Genomic DNA, 20,716 nt, shown 5'->3' on the forward strand with positions numbered 1-20,716 from the left:
TCCAGGAGGAGGGTGGAGGGGGTCGCTCCCCGCGCGCACGGGCCGGACACTCTCTGACTTACGGAGTTGGAAGAGTGTCGGCTGGTTGTGCGTGGGTGGGAGCGCCAGCGGGTCGCCCCGCAGGCGCGGGGGTCAGCCGTACCAGGGGCGGCCGCTGGGCCGCACCAGACAGTCCTCCCCGCGCAGGCGCGGGGGTCAGCCGGACCCGAGCGGGGGTTCCGGTGGGATCGGCGGGTCCTCCCCGCGCCGGCCGGGGCAGCCGAGGTACACCAGGAGTAGGCTGCGCCGACCATGAACGCACACGTCGACCCCGAGCGGCCCCGGCACGACGTGACCGCTTCCGGGCCGCCCATCCGGCGACTGTTCCAGGACGTCATCGCCGATCGCCTGTCGCCGGGCCGTAGGCCGCCCCAGGCGCCGATGCTGTTCGACGCCGAAGCGATCCCCGCTGGGACGATTCGTCTCCATTCTCAACCGGATGACGCGGCTTCGGATTCTCAGGACCGTGACAGATCCTTGCGGTCGCGGTGCTGTCTCTCGATGCGGTCGGCCGGCGCTCGCAGGGCGGGTGAGGTCAGGTTCAGGTTGCGGTTGTCGCGCCCGGCGAGCATGTGGTCGAGCCAGCGTTCGTACCAGGCCAGGAAGTCCGTGGCCGACGAGACGTTGGGGCCCCAGAAGCCGTCGGCGTTTCCGGTGACGACGCGACCCGCCAGGGGACCCGTGATACCGAGAAGCACCAGGTCGGAACACCCCGCCTCGATGATGTGCAGGAACAGGTCACTCCGGTGAGACGGGCCGCCGGTGAACGTGAACCCCCGAGGGCGGCCGGGCTCGCCGCGGGGGTCCATCCTGAACAGCCGGCATGACTGCAGCGGCAGCAGGCCGTAGAAAGGCGATGCGCCGCCCCCGCCCAGCCTGGTCAGGAAGCTGCGGTAGGGGGCGGGCAGTTCGATGTGGCGGTCGGCCTCGAACTCGGCGACCTTCGCGTCCGGCAACGGGGGTTCGAGGCGGAACCCGTGCTTCTCTTCGCCGAAGGAGTAGCTTCGCAGCGCGGCATAGGGCACCTTGGCGAGCTTGCGTCGGATACGGGCGATCCGGGAGTCCATGCGAACTCTTCTCTCTGTCCTCCGCAAACTACCTGCTCACCGGTACCGGTGTCACCAGTGTGATCGGCTGCCCCCATAAGCCCCTCCCCCGCTCCTTCGCGAGCGCTATGTTCGCATCCGCGTGAGGCGCCCACGTCGGGCCCCGCAGGCGCGGGGTCAGTCGGCGGCCAGCGAATCCGGAACCTGGTTCGACGTGGCTTCGCGGTGCTGCGTGTCCATCTACGCTGGGCGGCCATGGGCTACGACCTGCACATCACGCGGCGTGAGTACTGGTGGGACGAAGTGGGTGAGGACATCAGTGCGGCGGAGTGGGGGGCGGCGGTAGCCGCAGAGCCAGGCCTCGTGGTGGTCCCGCTGCCTGTAGGCAGCTCGGAGGGGGTCGCCGAGCTCGTTCTACGGGAGAGCGGTAGGTCGTCTGGCGAGCCCTTGTGGTGGAGGGCTGGGCGGATCAAGGCCAAGAATCCGACGGATGTGATGATCGCGACCATGTGCCGGTTGGCGAAGGCACTGAACGCCCGGGTCCAGGGCGACGATGGTGAGTACTACGCCATGTGACGTGTGGCCACCGCAGCGTGTCCTGTCTCACGCGGTGTGAAGGGCCTCCTCGCAGGCGCGGGGGCAGCCGGATGTTCTTGGTCGGGGTGACGGTGGTTCCGGGTACTCCCCACAGATGTTGCGGTCAGCGGATCGGGAGGCTTTGCGTGCCCTGCCACGGCTGGCGAATTCGGTGGCCATGGCCCGGGCTGTACGGAATGCTGACGGGCGTGATCGAGCGGGAGGCTGCGGTTCGGGTCGTCGAGGAGCAACTGGAGAAGGAGTACCGGAGACAACGGGCTTCAGGTGTGAAGGCGCGGCGCATGGCAGTGGTGAGCGTCGAGGAGCACGAGCTGGTCTGGATCGTCTACTGGTCGTCCGAGGAGTTCGCGCGCACCCGGGATCCGGAACTCGTGCTCGGGGGTGCGGGTCCGTACCTTGTCGATCGCGTCGACGGGGGCCTGCACGGGATCGGCGTCGTCTCTGCGATGACCGGCGAGTGGGAGGACGACTACCGGGCCCGGATACGCGGGCTGCCGGTACGTACCGCCGTGGATGATCTGGACGATGTGATTCGCGGTAGAGCCGCCACACGTGGACACCTGCACGCTGTGCGGGCCATCCGTCAGATCCTGCCCGTGCTGTCGCCGGCCGAGGCCTTCGAGTACGTGCGTGAGCTGCCCCGAGTTTCGTGGAGTCCGCGATCGTGTGATCAAGCGGCTTGCGGGTGTTGCTTCAGTCTCGTCCGGTACGCCTGGGTGGATTCAACTGGTCGTCGCAACACCTCGATTGTGGAGGTGTCGGTGGGGCGGCCTGCGGGATGGACGACGAAGGTGACGGGGTGTCCGGCGATGCGATCGCCGGGTCGGCCGCCGGTGCGTCGGGACGTGGAGCGCGCGTTCTGGTTGAAGATCGCCGAAGGACTCACGAGCGAGGATGCCGCGCTGGCGTGCGGCGTGTCCGGGCCGGTCGGTTCGCGGTGGTTCCGCGATCGTGGCGGGATGCCTTCGATCCAGCTCAGTCCGTTGTTAGGTCGGTATCTGTCGTTCGCCGAGCGCGAGGAGATCGCCCTGCTGAGGGCCCAGGACACCGGCGTGAGGGAGATAGCCCGCAGGCTGGGGCGCTCACCGTCGACGATCTCTCGGGAACTGCGGCGCAACGCAGCCACGAGGTGCGGGAGGCTCGACTACCGGGCCTCTATCGCGCAGTGGAAGGCCGAGCTGGCGGCAGGTCGGCCGAAGACCGCGAAGCTCGCGGCCGACGAGCGGCTGCGCGAGTACGTGCAGGACCGGTTGGCCGGCTTGATCCAGGCTCCCGACGGAAGGCCGGCGCCGGGTCCGGCGACCCAGGAGTGGAAGGGGCGGAACAAGCCCCGCCGTCAGGACCGGCGCTGGGCGACGGCGTGGAGTCCGGAGCAGATAGCCAAGCGGTTGCCGGTCGACTATCCGGACGACGAATCCATGCGGATCTCGCACGAGGCGATCTACCAGGCCCTCTACGTCCAGGGCCGCGGCGCGCTCGAGCATGAGCTGGTTACGTGCCTGCGGACCGGGCGTGCCCTTCGGGTTCCGCGCTCGCGCGCCCGCCGGAAGGCGGCCGGTCACGTCACGCCCGACGTGATGATCAGCGAGCGTCCCGCCGAGGTCGAGACCCGGGCCGTCGCGGGCCACTGGGAAGGCGATCTGATCATCGGGACGAACCGGTCCGCCATCGGCACGCTCGTGGAGCGCACGACCAGGTTCACGATCCTGGTCCACCTTCCGCGGATGGAAGGCTACGGCGTCGAGCCGAGGGTGAAGAACGGCCCCGCGCTGGCTGGCTACGGCGCCGAGGCGATGCGCAAGGCCCTCACAGCCCAAATGGCCAACATCCCACAACAGTTGCGCAGATCGCTGACCTGGGATCGAGGTAAGGAGCTTGCCCAGCACGCCCAGTTGAAGGCCGACACAGGCATCGCCGTCTACTTTGCCGACCCGCACAGCCCCTGGCAGCGGGGCACGAACGAGAACACGAACGGGCTGCTGCGGCAGTACTTCCCAAAGGGCACGGACCTGGCCCGCTGGACCGCCCGCGACCTCGAAGCCGTCGCAGGCGCGCTCAACACCCGGCCACGGAAAACACTCGGCTGGAGAACTCCTGCGGAGGCTCTCGACGATCAGCTACTCTCGCTCCAAACCAGCGGTGTTGCAACGACCCCTTGAACCCGGTTTGCGACCCGCGGTCGCTGTGATGGATGAGGCCGGCGTCCTTCTTGATCCTCTGGCGCCACAGCGCCATTTCCAGCGCGTCCAGCGGCAGGTCGGTGCGCATGTGGGTGGCGGCCTGCCAGCCCACGATTCGGCGGGAGTACGCGTCCAGGACGAACGCCACGTAGACCCAGCCCGACCAGGTGCGGATGTAGGTCAGGTCGGCCAGCCACAGCTGGTTCGGGCGCTCGGCGGTGAACCGGCGGTTGACCAGGTCCGGCGGACGCGGCGCCGCGGGCTCCGGGACGGTGGTGCGGCGGCGCCGGCCGCGAATCACGCCCTCGATGCCGACTTCACGCATCAGCCGCTCGACGGTGCATCGGGCCACCGCGTGGCCGGCTCGGACCAGGGCCCTGGTGATGCGGCGGGCGCCGTAGGTGCGGCCCGAGTCCTCCCACACCGCTGTGACCAGCGAAATCAGCTCCTCGTCGCGCAGACGGCGGGCGGACTTCGGTCGCTGCTTGCGCGCGAAGTACGTCGACGGCGACAGCTCCAGCACCCGGCACACGGGATCGACCCCGAAGCCGTCGCGCAGGTGGTCGATCACCTGCTCGGCCTCGTCCGGGGACGGTCGATCTCCTGGGCAAAAAACACGCTGGCGGCCTTGAGGATCTCGTTGGCCCGCCTCAGCTCGGCGTTCTCTTTGCGGAGTTGCTTCAGCTCTTCCAGCTCGGAGCTGGTCAGGCGGTCGTCACGCTCTCCGGCGTCGGCCTCGGCCTGGCGGACCCAGGACCGCAGGGCCTCCTTGTGGATGCCCAGGTCACGGGCGACATGGGCCACGGGGCGGCCGGTCGAGCGGACCTCGCGGACGGCACGCTCACGGAGTTCATCGGGGTACTTACGGGGTGCTGGCACTGCTCGTGGTTCTCCTTACGCCTGGATCGTAACAAACCCAGACAGCAGGGACTCCGCGAAACCCGGAGCAGCTCAGCTGGAATGCATCCGGGCCCGCTGTCGCAGGATCGTCCTGCTGTGGGCCGACGGCGGCTACGTGGGTCGCCTGGTCGGCTGGGCGCAGCAGCAACTGGGGCTTGCTCCGGAGATCGTCAAGCGCAGCGAGGACGCCCCGGGGTTCGTGGTGCTGCCCAGACTCTGGGTAGTGGAACGCACGCTGAGCCGGCCGATGCGCTCGCGGCGTCCGGTGCGCGACTACGAGACGCTGCCCGCCGTGCATGAGCAGATGGTGCTGCGGTCGATGACGATACTCATGAGCCGCCGGCCGGCCCGGCGGCGAGCGTGAACCGTCCCGGGGTGGGTTCGGGCCTTCACCCGTGAAGGCCCGAACCCACGATCGAGGCGTCATACAGCACGATCTGGTTCGCGGAACGGCGGTTGAGGATCCACAGCACGCGATGCCCGCGTGGCGTCCCGGCTCCCCCCGGACACATACGCGCCGAATACAGAGGTATCGAGATCCTTGAGGGACTCCACTACCAGAGTGGCAATCGCAAAGCGCGGGTCGCAGCGATCAGCGGCCTCGGGAACGGCGACGACCGTCATCTGGGCTGACACGCCGGCGAGGACGCCGTTGAGCGAGTCCTCGATCACGATGCACTCGTCGGGTGACGCGCCGAGGGCGGCGGCTGCGCGGAGATAGGCGCCCGGGTGGGGCTTGCCGTGTTCGTCGTCTTCGGCCGAAAACACGGCATCGAAAGATCGGTCAAGGCCGGTACTCGCGAGCGCATGCCGAATCACCGACTCCGGCGAAGATGACACGACGGCCATCGCCCTCGACGCACGCGCGCATGCCGCGACGGCGTGTTCGGCGCCGGGCTTCAGCGCCACTCCCTCCAGCCCACGGCACACGGCGGCCACGATCTGCTGCTCGACGTCGTCGGGGTCGGCTTGAATGGTGGCCCGATCGAACCAGTAGGCCACCATGTCCCTTTGCCGCAGCCCGCGCGTCGCCGCCTGCATCTCCGCTGTGAGGTGCAGGCCGAGCGGACCGAACACTTCACGCTTTGCCGCGTCCCAGATCGGCTCGGAGTCGATCAGAAGGCCGTCCAGGTCGAATAGGACAATCGGTTGCATCGGTTGCTCTTTCGTTGGCGATCCCGCGAGGACGAGACCGATTCGCTGCCCCGCCGTGCATGAGCAGATGGCGCTGTGGTCGATGACGATACTCATGAGCCGCCGGCCGGCCCGGCGGCGAGCGTGAACCGTCCCGGGGTGGGCTCGCCGGCCCAGCCCCGGTCGGCCGGCCGCTTCATCTTCGACCGAACTCCTTCCACACTTGCCGGAACCGGCTCCAGTCCGAGTACAGAAGTGATCTCCTGACAGGACGTCACTGACTACCCGCTGGATGCTTGTTCGGTGAGCGTGGCGCGGATGCGCTGGTAATGGGGAGCGAGCGCGTCCAGGGAAGCGCGGGACGCCACACCGGGACGATCGAGCCCGATCGCGCGGCCCTCGGTAGGGGAACCTCGGCGGGCGCGTTCGTCGCGGGCTCCGACCCGGAAGACTCACCGGCTCCCGGGCCGGCTTCACCTGCCTGTCCGGGCCGCGGCCCGGACAGCACCTCGCCAACGCGCTGCCGGGCGATCAGCCACTCGTGCCAGGCCGTCTCCGCTTCGGCGAGCTCAGCGAGCACCCGGTCCGCCACTTCCCGAAGCTCCTTCACACGCTCACGCGCGGCCGGCTCCCGCTCCTCCAGGAGATCCACCACCGACGCCATCCCGGCACCTCCACCAACCAGACAACCCAACGGCCCGAGCATGCCTCGCCATGCCGGCATCATGCCTGAACTGCGGAAACCCGCCGATCAACTTCGGTACGACAACGGCTTCCGACACGTACTGACACGGGGCCCGCCGTCGCATTCCTCGCTCCTTCGGGGTCAGCCGTGGAACTGGTGGGAGACGGTGCAGGTCGTGGTGTCCTCCCCGCACCCGCGGGGGTCAGCCCACGCCGGACGGCGAGATCTGAACCCGCGGCCCCTTCACCCCCAGCCCGGGTGGATCAGCCGTCCGTGGTGGATGAGGGACACGGACTGCTTGAGGCGGCGGGCGCGGATGCTGATCTCGTAGCCCCTGATGCCCTCGATGTGGGCCAGGCGGCGGCTGAGGTAGCGGTAGAAGTCCGGGGTGTCCTTGCAGATCACGACGGCCAGGAGGTTGTGCTTGCCGCTGGTGGCCGCGGCGAAGGCGCATTCGTCGTGCCGGTCGATCTCCTCGCCGATGCGGTGGAGGGCGGGCAGGTCGACCTGGAACCAGAGGAGCGCGCTGAATTCGTAGCCGAGCCGTTCGGTCAGGATGTCGATGCCGTAGGCGAGGGAGCCTGCGGCTTCCAGGGCCTCCAGCCGGCGGGCGACGCGGGCCGGGGACCAGCCGGTGGCCTCCGCCAGGCGGGTGTGGGAGGCGCGGCCGTCCTCCGCCAGGGCCGCGAAGAGGGGCAGGTCCTCGTCGGTCGGGGCAAGCGGCGGCCCGGCGGGTGCGGGGCGCTCCGCCATCAGCTGCCGCACCTGCTCGTCGGTGAGGGAGCGTTCCCTGCCGGCCCAGCCGGCCGTGGCCGGGGTGGTGAACGTGTGGATGAGCAGGTCCACGCTCGTGTCGAGGAGTGAGGCGGCCCTCGGGAGCTGCCGCAGCAGGACGTCGTCGCGCCCGGTGCCGCTGGCCGAGCGGATGAGGCAGATGACCTCTGACCCGCCCGAGGCGATGCCGGCGTAGCCGACCTCGGGCCTGCGGGCGAGGGACTCGGCGACGGGCCCGGCGGCGTCCGGGCGGCACCGCAGCCGCGCGATCCACTCCGCCCGTCCGTGGGCGGCCGGGCTGCTCAGTCCGACCACGCGTAGGACCCCGCCGCGGCGCAGCGCGTTGTAGCGGCGGGCCACGGTCTGTTCGGACACTCCGATGACCTCGCCGAGGCGGCGGAACGAGGCTCGCGGGGCACAGTGCAGCCCGTGGATGATTTTGCGGTCCAGGTCGTCATACACGGAGGAATCCTGACACACGCGGGCGTACAGATGGAGGTTCTTCTCCTTCTACCGAGATCGCTTGGGGACTATCCGCCGGCGGGGGCGAAGCTGGTCGCTGCCCAACCAGCAGCCGGTGCCCGCGCGGCACCCCGCAGCCGAAGGAACCACTTCGTGAACCCCGCAACGGTGCAACGCCCCGGGGCCGGACGAGGCGTCACGCTCGTCATGGCCTGTCTCGGCGTCTTCGTCGCCTACCTTCCCGTGACCACCGTGTCGGTGAGCCTGCCCGCGATCCAGCGGACGCTGGGCGCCTCGACCTCCCAGCTGTCCTGGGTGTCGGACGCGTTCGTGCTACCGATGGCCGCGCTGATCCTGACCACCGGCGTGTGGGGCGACGTCCACGGCCGCAAGCGGGTGTTCCAGGCGGGCGTGGCCTTCTGCGCGCTGGGCGCGGCCGTCTCGCTGGGGTCGGACTCGGTGCAGTCGCTGTGGATCGGACAGGCGGCCTCCGGCCTGGGGGCGGCGGCCCTGCTGCCCACCACGCTGGCCCTGATCAGCCACGCGGTCCCCGACCACCGGGAGCGGGGCAGGTTCATCGGCGTGTGGGCGATGTCCATGCTGGCCTCGCTGGCCGTCGGGCCCCTGATGGCCGGGGTGCTGCTGGAGCACGTCGGGGTGCGCTGGATCTTCCTCCTGCCGATCCCGGTGTCCCTGGTCGTGCTGGCCGTCGCGGCCTTCCTGCTGCCTGACTCCCGGGCGCCGCACGGCCGGCGGCTCGACTGGCCCGGGCAGATCAGCGCGGCCGTCACCGTCACCTCGGTCGTCTACGGCGTGATCGAGGGCGGCGCCAACGGCTTCGGCGAGCCCGCGGTGGTGGCGGCCCTGGTGCTCAGTGCCGTGAGCGCGGTCGCGTTCGTCCTCGTGGAGCGTTGCAGCAGCAGCCCGATGCTCGACCTGGCCCTGTTCCGCAGCCCGGCCTTCGCCGCCACCACCCTGGTCGCCATGATCAGCTTCCTGGGGCTGATCGGCTTCTTCTTCGTCCTGAGCCTGTACTTCGGCCTGGTGCAGCACCTGACCACCCTGGAGGCCGGACTGCGGATGGTCCTGGTGAGCGGGACGTCCCTCGTCGTCGGCATCCCCGTCGGGCGCCTGATGCACCGGGTGTCCGCCCGGGTCATGATCACCACCGGTCTGGTGGTGATGGCGGGCTCACTGCTGTCGCTGACCGGCATCGACGCCGGCACCTCCTACGGGTCGCTCGCCTGGCGCCTGGTCCTGCTCGGCCTCGGCATCGGCGCCGTCCTCACCCCGATGACGGCCGCCGCCGTCTCCTCCGTGCCGCACCACCTGACCGGCATGGCCGCCGCGGGGAACAACGCCTTCCGCCAGCTCGGCGGCGCCCTCGGCCCCGCCGTGCTCGGCGCACTGCTGACCACCCGCGCCCTCGACTCCCTGCCCGGCCGACTCGCCGACGGCGGCGTGCCGGCGGAGGCCTCCGGCCGTGCCCTCGCCGCCGCCCGGGACCAGGGCCTCGGCGCCGTGACCGGGCTCGACCTGGGCGTCGCCACCGAACCGGCCCTGGCCGCGCTGGGCGGCTCCTTCCTCGACGGCCTCCGGCTCTGCCTGATCGTGTCGGCCTCGCTCGCCCTGCTGGCCGCCCTCGGCTGCGCCCTCCTCCTGCGCCCGGCCGCGCACTCGGGCCGCCCCTCCCCCGGCGCCGGGTCCCCGGCCGCGGCTCCGGCCCCGCGGATCGCCGCGGCTGCCGCTGCTTCCACTGATGGCGCGTCCGTCGAGGAACTCCAACGCACACCGTGACATCGGGTGCGCTGCCCCACCCGGGGCGGCGCACCGCCCCGCGTTCCGAACCGGCGTCAGCCCGTGCTCCCCGCGCCGGCGGGGGTCAGCCGGCGATGGACGGTGGCGGCGACTGATCGGCTGGGTCCTCCCCGCACGCGCGAGGGTCAGCCCGGCTTCCCGGCGGCGAATCCGCAGACGCTGTGGTCCTCGCTGCGCAGGCGCTTCGGCGGCCACTGGCAGTCCGTGCCGCCGGCGCGCCGAGCGGAACTGGAAAAGCTCTGAACCGGACTGCTGACCAGCACCGAGGCGGTCGGCGCACTGCCGACGAGCCCGTCCGACCTCGTGGTTGACCGTTCCCCTGCGTCACGACGCCGTCCGCTCCTAGGCTCGCCGGCACATCGTGGGCGAGGAGGGGAACGCCGTGGCCCGCAGGCCCGCACGCCGACGCACCACAACCGCCCGCCACAGCCGCCCGCGACCTGCTCGACGGACGTCCGCCGCCCGCAGGAGACGTCCTCGCACGTGAAGCGCCGGACACGAAGCCGCAGCACCACCCGCCGTCCCACCATGGGCACGTCAGCCGGAGACCGCAGGGACGCTGGCAGGCGCTCTCAGTCGAAGTGCTGGATCACCGCGCTGCAGGCCAGGCCGCACAGCACGCTCAGGGCGGCTGCGACGAAGCGCCACGGAGCCCAGCGCATCCGGTGCGGCAGGATCCAGGCGGCCGTGACGAGCAGCAGCTGCGCGCCCATCAGGCCGTCGGCGGCGCTGTACTGCGGGCCCCAGTCCCGCCCGCAGGCACCCCGCGGCACGCACTGCTCGACCTCGACCGCGCGCACCAGGACGAAGTACCAGTAAAGGACCTGGCAGAGCGGCAGCAGTACCGTCGCGACGAGCGGGAACTTCCACGCGTCGCGGTCGCGCGATGACGGGTCAGGTCCGGCCGGGAGATTGTCCACGGGCCGATCCCACCGCACCGCACCGCACCGCACCGCACATGGGTGCGACTACTCAGTCGGGGACGGATCAGGTACCCAGTCGTGCCCGGCCGGGTACCTGATCCGCCGCGGTACGGCCTGACGTCCGGCCGTGGCGGCCGGGCCGGGAAGGGCGGCGGCCGGGGCCCCGGACACGGACCGGCCGTCGCGACCGGGGGCATGGGCGCCGCCCGGGCCGCGGCTCACCGCGACCTTCGCCGGCCGTGGCCGCCACGAACCCGGACAGGAACTGCGGGCCTCGCACGGGATCTCGGGCGCATGCCGCTCGCGCTGTCGCATGCCGCCGTCCACCTCGTCGACCCGGGCCTCCGGCCGTCGGGGAGGTGCCCGGCGCAGGTCGTGGCGTGCCGGCGTGCGGGCCCTGGGTCAGGCCGGGTGGGCGAGTTGGGTGTCGGCGGGGTCGTGGTCGGGCGATTCGCCGTCCGGTTCGGGGTGGCCCGCCGTGCCTTCCCGGTGTCGGCGTTCGATGCGCTGTCCCCAGCCGGCGCCGATGATGATCAGCGCCGCGCCCGCGGCGCCGTACGGTCCGAGGTGGTCCCCGCCCAGGAGGACGCCGACCAGCAGCGCCCACACGGGTTCGGTACCGAGCAGCAGGCTGACCCGGGACGGTGACGTGGTGCGTACCGCCCACATCTGGACGAAGAACGCGAAGACCGTGCAGATCAGCGCGAGGTAGAGGAGGTCGACCCACTGCATGGGGCCCAGGCGTGCGGCCAGGGCGGGAGCCGAGTCACCGGCCAGCGGGCCGGCCAGGCAGAACAGCACCGCCGCCGTCGCCATCTGGAGAAAGGTGAGGGTGAACGAGTCGTAGCTCTTGCGGGCCGAGCGCCGGTGCATCACGGTGATGTGCACGGCCCGTACGGCCGCCGCCGCCAGGATCAGCCAGTCGCCGAGCGTCGGGGCGTGCAGGCCGGAGCCGGAGGCGAGGAGGGCGACGCCGGCCACGGCCATGGCCGCGGCCAGGAAGAACCGGGCGGGCAGCCAGGAGCGGCTCACCGCGCTCTCCAGAAGCGGGGTCATGACGATGGTCAGGCTGATGATGAGGCCGGCGTTGGTCGCGGTGGTGTGGGCGATGCCGAAGGTCTCGAACAGGAAGATCACGGCGAGGATGAGGCCGAGGAGCGTTCCGGTGACGATCTCGTCCCGGCCGGCACCACGCAGTCTGCGCACGGCGAGCGGCAGCATGGCCACCGCGGTGACCAGGAACCGCAGCGCGAGGACGGCGACGACGGTGGCGGGCGTGACGAGTTCCTTCGCCGCCAGGTAGGTGGAGCCCCAGACGGCTGCCACGAGCAACAGCAGGAGGTCGATCAGACCGGCGCGTGACTGTCCTTTGGGCACGAGGTGCTCTCTCGCTTTCGTGGTGTGGAGTGGGTGCGGCGGGCCGGGTGACCGGGGTTCCCCGGCCACCCGGCCCTGCCCGTCACGCGGGGCCCGGTCAGGCTGCCAGGTACGGAGCCCGCTCGGTGCGGATCGATTCCTTCTCCCACGCCTCACGGTCACGCAGGTAGCGCGGCTCGTCGGCGACGATCGCCCGGGTGTCCGCGCCGCCGCTGGTCAGCCGCCAACGTACCGTCCCGGTCACGCGGCTGGCGCAGGAGTCGATGAAGTGCTGGACGGCCAGCCGCAGTTCGCCGTACCAGCGGCCTTCCAGCGCCTCGCGCACCCACAGCTGCTCCAGGTGCATCTTCTCGCGCATGGTCTCGGCTTCGAGGGTGGCGGTCTCCAGGTGACGGAAGGTGCGCAGCAGCAGCCAGGCCGCCGGCATCTCCCGGATCTCCAGGACCTTCTCCCCGTTGTCGAGGTGTTCGAGGCCGCTGTAGCGGCCTAGTCCGAAGGCGCCGACGCGGGTGTTGAGCCCGGCGATCAGGTCGAGGATCGGCAGTTCCTCGCCGTCGACGGCCACCGGGACGCCCTGGTGGAAGCGGATCTCGACGGTCTCCTCGGTGTGTTGCGGCCGGGGGGTGCTCCATGCGTACATGTGGGCGGGTACGGCGTGCTCCTCGGGGTCGTCGAGGATGCCGGACTCGAACTCGCGGCACCACAGGTTGGAGTCGCCACTGACGACGCGTTCGCTCATCTGGTCCAGGCCGGCCTCCTTGAGTTCGAGGATCTTCTGGTCGCGGTCGACCGGGTCGAGGTCGTACGGGCTGCCGTAGGCGCCGCGGAAGTCGAGCAGGGTGAGCGCGCCGTTCAGCCGGCGCAGGGTGTTCTGCGACCGGTTGGCGGTGTGCAGGACGGCGATGGCGTCGAGTTCGCGGGCCAGTTCGACGGCGAGGCGGGCGATGAGGGGGCGACTGAGCGTGGAGCTGACGGGGTGGGTGTCGAGGTAGACCGCCTGGGCCGCGATGGCCGGGCGGACGAACTCCTCGGCGAAGACCTGCCGGCCGTCGATGACGTGCAGCCGCACGCCGAGTTTGTCGGCGATTCGCTGCTTGTGCTCGGTGGTCTCGTCCTCTCCGAGGTTGACGCTCACCGCGTGCACGTCGCGGAACCCGGCGTCGCGCAGGCGCAGCAGCAGGTAGCTGCTGTCCAGGCCTCCGCTGAACAGGGTGACGACGGGTGCGGCGGGGTCCAGGTGCTCGGGGGTGAGCTGGCGGAAGGAGCGGATGATCCGGCTGTGGTTCATGGCCCTCTCCTGGTCAGCCGTCGGCACGGGTGAACATGGCGATCAGGACGTCGCGGTGGCCCTGACCGCCCGGACGGGCGGGGGTCAGCGGGGTGACGCCGTGCACCATCTTCTCGTCGTCGGCGAACAGGAACTCCCCGGGTTCGGTGAGCAGGACCTCGGCGCGGCATTCACGGGTGCGGGCGTCGTAGAGCGCGCTGGTGCCGCCGTCGATGGACTCGCGCCCGACGAGCAGGGTCAGGACGAAGTCGACGCCGTCGCGGTGGATTCCTTCGGGCGTGGGCTGTCCCGCTTCCGTGGAGCGCGCCAGGATGCGGTTCTGGAAGCTCTGCACCTTCCAGTGCGCGGTTCCGGTGGTGCGGGCCAGGATGTCGGCGCACCACTGGAAGATCGTATTCAGCACGGGGCTTTCGGCGACGTGTCGTTCGAATGGGTCGAAGTGTCGTTCGATGCCTCCGTTCAGGTAGTTGATTTCCTTGGTCTGGGAGTAGGGCACGTGCGGGAGCAGGGCCGTGCGTCCCTGGGCGGCGTCGTGCGAGAACTCCGAGTAGCGGCGTTCCCGGTAGGTGCCGCCGTCGGACATGTAGCCGTCCCGGCTCAGGCTGTTCCAGCTGTCGGCGAAGAGTTTCCAATCGGTGCCCTGAATGAATTCGGGACCGATCACGGTGCCGAATCGGCTGTGGACGTACCCCCGCTCGCCGATTTCGAGCGCACCGGCGGGCTGGCTGGACTCGTTCATTGATTCCCCCTCTGCAATGTCCGGCGGAAAAATGTGCTGGATCCACTCGTCGACCGGTTTCGTTCAGCTCCGGAGCGTCGGAAACATACCAGCGGAACCTGACGAGAAGGTTCCCACCCGCGCGGGGTCGAGCTTCCGCACGGCGTCCGACATGCGAGACTTCGGGCAACCCTCGAAAGAACTATTGGAAACATCGCATTCCCGAAAGATTCTCCGTCCATCCTGCAGTGGCCCGGACGATCTTCAATCGGTACCGCCGGGAATTACGCGAAACATCCGGCGAGGAGATGTGACCCACCTCACCGCGGTATGGGGATGGGGAAAGATCTCGAAGATTTGTCGATTTCGCAGCTCGCGGCAGGTGCGAAGGTTTCTCCGGCCCCGGGGCCGAATCGCCGTTCCGATCCGTTCGAGCCACCGACCGTGGACAAACACGCCATCTTGCACACCGGTGGCACTTGCGGCAGCGGCGGCAGCGGACCCGGCCGCTCGGCCGGCCGGGCGAGCACGGGGCCGGCGGGAGGCGCCGGGCCCGCCCCCGTCACCACGATGCCCCCGGCACCCGGACCGGGGGCGGTTCGACGTCGCGGTCGTCGAGTTCCAGGTACCGCGTGATCCGCTCGACCCTCTTGTCGCTGGTCTTCGCCGAGATCGCGGCCTTCAACTTCGGCATGGGCCCCTCCTCACGGACGGCGGATTCCCCCCTCGGCGGCGTCTGCGCTCCACCCGGGCGGCCCGACTCGCCCGAAGCATACCGTGCGTATGCGAATACTCACTGTGCGCCACGCCTCGTGGGGACCGGGCCACCCCACCGCGCCCGGGGCATGCTTCCTCCACGCGGCGAAGAGCCGGCCGGTCCACGCGGCGAAGAGCCGGCCGGTCCACCCGGCGGCGGCACAAGCGCCCGCGCCGCTCTCGGACCGCCACGGGAAGAGAGCGTTCCCCTCGGGCCGCACCACCTCCGGGACCGGGAAAGACGGCCGCAGGCGGAAGCCGACCCGCGGGATCAGCCGGTGACGGTCCCGGCGCGCCGGGTGAGCGCATCCAGGAGCGCGGTCCGCCGCCCGGTCAGCTTCCCCTCCACCCCGGCCAGCGCGGCCACCCGCTCGCGCCTGTTCGCTCGCCCGGGGCGGGCTACAGGCCGAGAGGGCGGGCCGGGCGAAGGCCTGGCCCCTCGACGCGGCCGGCAGGGGAAGGACAGCGACAGAAGGAGCACTCAGGAGGCGGACGGTTCGATCTCCCCCGCAAAGACGATGACCTGGTCGATGAGGCTCCGCCGCAGATGGACGACGTCCGTTCCCGCCAGGCGGGGACCTCCGTCCGGCGTGGTGAAGACCCACCGGTACCGGGCCCACTCGTCAGGCATGTCCACCTCCGAGCAGCGCATCATCGTGCCGGTCCCCGCCGGGTGGCGGCGGAGGTCCAGCACGAACCGCTCGACCGCTGCGATTCCTTCGCTGCGACCCAACGGCCCCCAGAAGACCACGTCCGAGGTCAGAGCCTGGGAGAGCAGGGCAGTCACATAGCTGTCGTCCGAGGCGTTGAACGCGGAGATGAACGTGTCGATCGCGGAGCGTGCAATCTCTTCCTGCATACCCCAGTAATACCAGCCGTTGCGCGTGCGCCCGTCCCGCGAGCCGCCTTCCGATCACCCGGATTCTCCCGCCAGTACCGGAAGACCGTTGCCCTGAACGATGTCGATCCGCCCGGCCGCGATCAAGCCGAGGGCGGGTTCCTCTCAAGTTCGCCCTGGCCGAGCGTGGTGCACAGCGAGTCGGGGAAAGCGTGCCGGGCACCATCGGCGGCGATGCCGGACTCGTCGAAGATGTGGACCAGGTGCATCGCGACGGCGAGCCAGGCCAGCCAGGAAGGCTTCCACCGGGAGACGACGCGCTCGCCGCGCAGCTCGTCGGTCACCAGCAGAACGGCCGTGAGCACGACGGCGCCGCCGAGGCCGATCCAGGCGAGCTCCAGATCGAAGGTGGAGAACATGCCTTGAGGCACCTTCAGGGGGCTGGGCCACGGATCCGCCGTTCGGGGCGGATCCGTCGCTGTGGCCGGCCGGGGCGGGCTGCGCCCTGGGTCGACACGGCCGAGGCGGGCGGCCGGTCAGAGAATCGGAAGGATGAACCCCAGGCCGACGCGCTCTCCGGCTTCCTCACGATCAACGTGGTCCACATCTCCAAAGCCCCCGTGGAGTTCCCGGGCTCCTACGTCGACTTCGACGGCATGTACAACCGATGACTCGCCCCCTCGAACGCTCAGGCGATCCTCGTGCGCCCGGACTTCTACACCTACGGACAGGCGAACACCTCCGCGGAGGTCGCCGACCTCCTCACCGCAATGGTCGGCCGCCTGCGGAACCCCTCTGGACTCCGCACCCAGTCTGTACTGACGGCCGGGCAGTTCCAGGGCCGGGTCCCGGACCCGCACCCCGCCCCGTCCTGGAACAGCGGCGCGACGCCACGGGGCATCGCGCCGCCCCGACGACGTCACGGGCCGCGTCGAGGATCCGTCGCCTGCTGCGTGCCGCGTCCGCCCACATGATGTGCCGCCTTCCATGAACCCGCTCGAACCGGAGAGTTTCTCTCCGTCTATGCTATCGTCTTAGAATCGGAGAAAAAGTCTCCACTTAAGGGCTCCTTCTCATCGAAAGGGGCACGCCATGAACGGCGCGCTGACCGTCCGGACCGTGATCGACGGCACCGAGTACTCGCAGGACGACATCCGCCAGTGGGAACTGGACCGCGCGCGGAACGCGCTCGCCCTGCTCAAGAACCGGATCCGCGACGAGTCCATGCGCGAACTGCTCGCCGAGGATCTGCGGGCGGCGGACGGGATCATGGCCCCGCTGCCCGGCGCCTCGGGCGGTGCCTGGCGGTCCGCCGTGACCGAGCTGGAGATCGGCGGGATCACCGCCGAGGAGTTCCTGACCTGGTGGCAAGGCCGGCTCGCGAGCGGCGACCGGACGGCTCTGCTCGCGGCCAACCCGGAGCACTACCTCGCCAACTCCGCCGACGGGGTGGTCGAGATCATCGAGACCATCGGCTCCGGACCGCTGCGCTTCTTCCTCACTTTCCACGACGGCGTCGCGATCGCGGACGAGGGCCACGAGACCTACCCCGTGCGGATCGGCGGCACCGGACGGCTCACGGACGGCACCGAGATCTGCCGTGTCATGCACGAGTTCGGCGACGGCCCGCGCGGCCTGCGCATCCGCCTGACGATCCAGTTCCCCACGAGCGCCCCCGAGCACGTCTTCACCGGCCACCAGTGGCACTTCGCCTGCGAGTTCCTCAACTGGCTGGAGGCCGCGCACGCGGCCCGATGACGACGGCCGAACGGCGGTGGGGAACCCCTCGCGCTGCCGGGTTCCCCACCCCGCAGTCCTGCCCACACGGATACATCGAGGTCACCCCTCATGCGGACCAGCCGCCCGGATCCCCCCTCCTGATCGGCGCCTTCCTGCGCCGCCCGTCCTCCCTGCCGCTGCTGCCGTACGCCGTCGGTCTGGCCACCGCCCTCATCATCGCCTCACTGGGCCCCCGCAGCGGCGGATCCGCCAACCCCGCACCGCAGTTCTGGCACACGCTCACCGCACCCGCCCGCCCGCCGGGCCCGCACCCGCCACGCCCCCGGCACGGACTCCGGCTGATCGGCCCCGCCCCCGCGCGGGGCACGCCGGCCGCAGCCGGCACGGTCACCGCCCGCCGACAGCGGACCGCGCTCGTGCCGCCCGCGGCGCACCGAGCTGTCCGTTCTCGGACGCCGGGGATGCGGTGGCGCCGGACTTCCTCCGGCAAAACCGAGTGCCCTTCCCCGTACCTGGCCACGGCCGCGAAGACACCGTCCACCCCGGTGCCGACGGGTGGGCCGGGGGGGTCGGCTCGGCGTGTGTCGTGCGGCCGGCCGGGGCGGGGCGGCCGTGCCCGGGGGCGGCAGGTCCTCGTGGGCGCGCCGGGGGCGCGGGTCGGCGACGGCGGGCCGGGGGGCGTCGCAGCGGAGGCGGTGGCTCCGCTGCGAGCGCGTTCAGGCGGTGTGGTGCAGGTCCTTGGCGTAGTACTCGATGGCGCGGCGGAAGCGCCGCACGTCCGGGTCCTCACTGGTGGTGGCGAGCAGGTCGAGCAGCAGGCTCATCGCGCCGTGGTGGTCACCGACGTTGAACAGGGCCATGCCGAGGAAGGTGCGCAGGGCACCGTCGTTCGGGTGGCGCTGGACGCCGGCGCGCAGCGTGTCGACCGCTTCCGGGTAGCGGCCCAGGACGCGGTAGGTGCTGCCGAGGCCGAGGAGAGCGCCGCGGTGGTCCTCCTCGGACAGGCCGGTGGTGGCGAGGCTGCGTTCGTAGAAGGCGACGGCCTCGGCCTCCAGGCCCATCCGGTCGTGGACGGATGCCGTGATGTAGGCGATCTCGGCGTCGTCCGGGAAGCGCGCGGACAGTTCCAGCAGACGTGAGCGGGCTTCCTCGAAGCGCTCCTCCCCGCGCAGGCGGGCGACTTCGGACAGGCCGGCTTCCTTGGTCTGTGTGCTCATGCGCACATCGTCGCAGAGCCCGCGGGCGGCTTCTCACCAGGCGGGAAGGCGGGGGGAACGAAAGGGGAAGCGGCACTTCGACACTCGGCGGTCAGCCACGTCGTCCACGGCACGATGGTCACGCCGAGAACCGCGCCCACTGCCGGACGTGCTCCGGGCCCGGCCCCTCGTGCCGCGGGAGGGACGGGGCGGGATCGACCGGCCGTGCCACCGGTACGGGCCGGGCTTCGGCGCGGTGCTCCTGGAACTCGCGCACAGCCGGAACTTCGACTGGGCGTGCTCGGCCAAGGCCCTGTACGCGGCGAGTGGCGGGCGGGGAAGCGCGACGCCGCACCACCGCCCCACGCGAAGAGGTGTGTGGCATCCGGCACGCTGCTGGGCGTGACTCAAGGCCGGCGGTCCGGTTCACCGGTCGTGGCGAACCGCCGGTCGCGGTCGCGGATCACCGGCGGCACCGGCCGGGGCGGCACCCCCGGCCGGTACCGGGCTGTCAGGCCGTGGCCTGCCCGGCCCCGGGGCGCTGGTTCTTGGCGTCGACGACCGCGCGGGTGACGATGGACGTGCGCTCCACGACGGTGCCGGGCTTGACGCCGTTGACCTCGCGGATCTGCACGCCGCGGCTGCCGAGGTACTGGTGGCTGTCCCGGTCGAAGATCCACTCCGACCGCTCGCCGGTCTGCGGGTCCAGACGCGCCAGCGCGATCCCGTCGCGGCCGGAGGCGTCCTGCGCGTGCTCGACCACCACGACGCCCGGGATCCTGCCGGCCGCCTCGTAGAGCGCGGCGGCGAGGCCGGCGGGCACGAGTTGCTCGCGGATGACGGAGCCGATCTCGTTGAACGCCTGCTGGTCACGGTCGCGGGTGCCGCTCACCGTCGAGTAGGCGAACTTCAACAGCGCTTCGGGGTCGGTGGGTTGGGTCGCGAGCCACTGGTAGGTCTGCTGCTTGCGGGGATCGCCGTTGTCCAGCGTGATACCGCCCTTGTCCTGGTAGCCCGGCTCGTCCAGCCAGCCCTTGGTGCCGTCGGGGGACTTCCACACCTCACGGTCGTGCAGCGGCTGGACCCAGGTGGCGGACTCCCCCGTGTCCGCGTTGAGGCTGGAGGCCATGAAGGAGACCCGGCTCTTGATGTAGATGTACTGGCCCGGTCCGGGCCGGGGCGTGGCGTTCGCCGTCGCGGCTGCGGCGGCGGCGATCTCGCGGACCGTCGAGGCGAGTTGGACGGTGCTCCCCTCCTCGATCTGCACGACGGGAGCCTTGACCAGCCGCGGAGCCGCCACCGTCGTGGTGCCGGGCGAGCCGCCCGAGGAGACGACCAGGGCCAGGGCCGCGGCCGCGGCGACCGGCACCGCGATCAGGGCGGCACGGCGCAGCGGGCGGCGTGGAGGGGAGGGCGCGGGGGTGTGGGCGGAGTGGTGGATCTCGTTCATCAGGTGGTCCTCGAGCAGGTGCCGGCGGTCTGCCGCCAGGCGGGGGTCGGCCGGCGCGGGCAGGAGGCGGGCCAGTTCCGCGTGGTCGAGCGGTTCGTTGCGCCGCCGCGGGTTGCGGATCATCGGTGCGTCTCCTTGTGCGGCCGGGCCGCGGTGTCGCGGCTGCCCTGTGTTTGTCCGGGGGGCCGGAGGGGTTCCGTGTTGTTCTTCGTGGCGCGCAGTTCCTCGTCCGCGAGTTTGCGCAGCCGGGTGCGTGCGCGGGACAGACGCGAGCGCACGGTGCCGACGGGCACGCCGAGGGTGGTCGCCGCTTCGGCGTAGCCGAGCCCGGACCAGACGCACAACGCGAAGACCTCGCGTTCCGGGCGCCGCAGGCGCGCCAGGGCCTTGCGGGCGGCCGCGAGTTCCTCGGAGTCGGCCATGCGGCCGACGAGTTCGTCCGCGAAGTCGGGGACCGCGTCGGCGGCGGGCACACGGGACATGGCCGCGCTGTGGCGGCGGGCGGCTCGCGTCGTGTTGCGCAGCACGTTCACGGCGATGCCCATCAGCCAGGGGCGTGGGCTGTCGCCCTCGTCGCGGAGCTTGCCGCGCAGGCGCCAGGCCTCCAGGAAGGTCAGCGAGACCACGTCCTCGGCCAGGGCCCAGTTCCCGGTCACGCGCACGGCGTGGCCGTAGACCAGGCAGGAGTGGTCCCGGAACAGGTCGCGGAACGCTTCGGGATTCCCGGCCCGCAGCCGGGAGTGTGGATGGTTCACGTCATGCCTTGTCCGGGCCGAAACACCGGTTCCCGTGACA

Annotated in this window: 20 protein-coding genes and 1 pseudogene; 6 read left to right on the forward strand and 15 right to left on the reverse strand. The window is 71.0% G+C overall.

The annotated features are described in order from the left end of the window. Positions 1-497 precede the first annotated feature (497 nt). Positions 498-1,106, reverse strand: a complete 609-nt coding sequence (locus ACFU9E_RS17165) for an SMI1/KNR4 family protein (RefSeq protein WP_380686902.1) — start codon at positions 1,104-1,106, stop codon at positions 498-500. 234 nt (positions 1,107-1,340) lie between these two features. Between ACFU9E_RS17165 and ACFU9E_RS17170 the strand changes: the two genes are divergently transcribed. The 3 genes and pseudogenes from ACFU9E_RS17170 to ACFU9E_RS17180 all read left to right on the forward strand — a co-directional run bounded on the left by ACFU9E_RS17170 (position 1,341) and on the right by ACFU9E_RS17180 (position 3,841). Next, on the forward strand, positions 1,341-1,661 hold the full coding sequence (locus tag ACFU9E_RS17170) for a hypothetical protein (protein ID WP_380686900.1): 321 nt from the start codon (positions 1,341-1,343) through the stop codon (positions 1,659-1,661). 197 nt (positions 1,662-1,858) lie between these two features. Next, positions 1,859-2,137: pseudogene (locus ACFU9E_RS17175) on the forward strand (YrhB domain-containing protein); the annotation flags it as partial. Positions 2,138-2,491: 354 nt separating this feature from the next. Next, positions 2,492-3,841, forward strand: a complete 1,350-nt coding sequence (locus ACFU9E_RS17180; RefSeq protein WP_380686908.1) for an IS30 family transposase — start codon at positions 2,492-2,494, stop codon at positions 3,839-3,841. Here ACFU9E_RS17180 and ACFU9E_RS17185 read toward each other — a convergent pair. Continuing rightward, positions 3,738-4,433, reverse strand: coding sequence for an IS3 family transposase (locus ACFU9E_RS17185; protein ID WP_380686898.1), 696 nt, complete (start codon positions 4,431-4,433; stop codon positions 3,738-3,740). The genes ACFU9E_RS17180 and ACFU9E_RS17185 overlap by 104 nt on opposite strands. Beyond that, positions 4,430-4,741, reverse strand: coding sequence for a transposase (locus ACFU9E_RS17190; RefSeq protein WP_030060918.1), 312 nt, complete (start codon positions 4,739-4,741; stop codon positions 4,430-4,432). Before ACFU9E_RS17190 ends, ACFU9E_RS17185 begins: the two co-directional genes overlap by 4 nt. A gap of 136 nt (positions 4,742-4,877) precedes the next feature. On the opposite strand from ACFU9E_RS17190, the gene ACFU9E_RS17195 reads away from it, so the two are divergent. Next, positions 4,878-5,126 (forward strand): hypothetical protein, encoded by a 249-nt coding sequence (locus tag ACFU9E_RS17195; RefSeq protein ID WP_380686896.1) that lies wholly within the window; start codon positions 4,878-4,880, stop codon positions 5,124-5,126. Positions 5,127-5,185: 59 nt separating this feature from the next. On the opposite strand, the gene ACFU9E_RS17200 is transcribed toward ACFU9E_RS17195, so the two are convergent. Beyond that, on the reverse strand, positions 5,186-6,013 hold the full coding sequence (locus tag ACFU9E_RS17200) for an HAD family hydrolase (protein WP_380688908.1): 828 nt from the start codon (positions 6,011-6,013) through the stop codon (positions 5,186-5,188). Between the two features lie 811 nt (positions 6,014-6,824). Beyond that, positions 6,825-7,817, reverse strand: coding sequence for an Lrp/AsnC family transcriptional regulator (locus ACFU9E_RS17205; RefSeq protein WP_380715106.1), 993 nt, complete (start codon positions 7,815-7,817; stop codon positions 6,825-6,827). 207 nt (positions 7,818-8,024) lie between these two features. Between ACFU9E_RS17205 and ACFU9E_RS17210 the strand changes: the two genes are divergently transcribed. Further along, positions 8,025-9,614, forward strand: a complete 1,590-nt coding sequence (locus ACFU9E_RS17210) for an MFS transporter (RefSeq protein ID WP_380688912.1) — start codon at positions 8,025-8,027, stop codon at positions 9,612-9,614. Between the two features lie 593 nt (positions 9,615-10,207). Here the strand turns inward: ACFU9E_RS17210 and ACFU9E_RS17215 are convergent. The 7 genes from ACFU9E_RS17215 to ACFU9E_RS17245 form a co-directional block, all read right to left on the reverse strand. Beyond that, on the reverse strand, positions 10,208-10,555 hold the full coding sequence (locus ACFU9E_RS17215; RefSeq protein ID WP_380689999.1) for a hypothetical protein: 348 nt from the start codon (positions 10,553-10,555) through the stop codon (positions 10,208-10,210). Positions 10,556-10,960: 405 nt separating this feature from the next. Next, positions 10,961-11,935, reverse strand: coding sequence for a DMT family transporter (locus tag ACFU9E_RS17220; RefSeq protein ID WP_380690001.1), 975 nt, complete (start codon positions 11,933-11,935; stop codon positions 10,961-10,963). Positions 11,936-12,032: 97 nt separating this feature from the next. Beyond that, the gene (locus ACFU9E_RS17225) at positions 12,033-13,223 is read right to left on the reverse strand and encodes an argininosuccinate synthase-related protein (RefSeq protein ID WP_380682842.1); all 1,191 of its coding nucleotides are present in this window, start codon (positions 13,221-13,223) and stop codon (positions 12,033-12,035) included. Positions 13,224-13,236: 13 nt separating this feature from the next. After that, on the reverse strand, positions 13,237-13,962 hold the full coding sequence (locus ACFU9E_RS17230) for a 2OG-Fe dioxygenase family protein (RefSeq protein WP_380682844.1): 726 nt from the start codon (positions 13,960-13,962) through the stop codon (positions 13,237-13,239). 541 nt (positions 13,963-14,503) lie between these two features. After that, positions 14,504-14,635: a hypothetical protein gene (locus ACFU9E_RS17235; protein ID WP_380682846.1), complete on the reverse strand. Its 132-nt coding sequence runs from the start codon at positions 14,633-14,635 to the stop codon at positions 14,504-14,506. 543 nt (positions 14,636-15,178) lie between these two features. Continuing rightward, positions 15,179-15,556, reverse strand: coding sequence for a nuclear transport factor 2 family protein (locus ACFU9E_RS17240; RefSeq protein ID WP_380682847.1), 378 nt, complete (start codon positions 15,554-15,556; stop codon positions 15,179-15,181). 122 nt (positions 15,557-15,678) lie between these two features. Further along, positions 15,679-15,954, reverse strand: a complete 276-nt coding sequence (locus ACFU9E_RS17245; protein ID WP_380682848.1) for a hypothetical protein — start codon at positions 15,952-15,954, stop codon at positions 15,679-15,681. Positions 15,955-16,627: 673 nt separating this feature from the next. Here ACFU9E_RS17245 and ACFU9E_RS17250 point away from each other — a divergent pair. After that, the gene (locus ACFU9E_RS17250; RefSeq protein ID WP_380682849.1) at positions 16,628-17,293 is read left to right on the forward strand and encodes a hypothetical protein; all 666 of its coding nucleotides are present in this window, start codon (positions 16,628-16,630) and stop codon (positions 17,291-17,293) included. 698 nt (positions 17,294-17,991) lie between these two features. Here ACFU9E_RS17250 and ACFU9E_RS17255 read toward each other — a convergent pair. The 3 genes from ACFU9E_RS17255 to ACFU9E_RS17265 all read right to left on the reverse strand — a co-directional run bounded on the left by ACFU9E_RS17255 (position 17,992) and on the right by ACFU9E_RS17265 (position 20,676). Continuing rightward, the gene (locus tag ACFU9E_RS17255) at positions 17,992-18,492 is read right to left on the reverse strand and encodes a tetratricopeptide repeat protein (RefSeq protein WP_380682850.1); all 501 of its coding nucleotides are present in this window, start codon (positions 18,490-18,492) and stop codon (positions 17,992-17,994) included. 490 nt (positions 18,493-18,982) lie between these two features. Then, a complete protein-coding gene (locus tag ACFU9E_RS17260; protein WP_380682851.1) occupies positions 18,983-20,044 on the reverse strand; it encodes a CU044_5270 family protein in 1,062 nt (353 codons plus the stop codon). Continuing rightward, a complete protein-coding gene (locus ACFU9E_RS17265; protein WP_380682853.1) occupies positions 20,041-20,676 on the reverse strand; it encodes an RNA polymerase sigma factor in 636 nt (211 codons plus the stop codon). The genes ACFU9E_RS17260 and ACFU9E_RS17265 overlap by 4 nt, the downstream gene beginning before the upstream one ends. Between the last annotated feature and the right edge of the window lie 40 nt (positions 20,677-20,716).

The organism is Kitasatospora sp. NPDC057595 (assembly GCF_042800875.1).
GTDB lineage: Bacteria > Actinomycetota > Actinomycetes > Streptomycetales > Streptomycetaceae > Kitasatospora.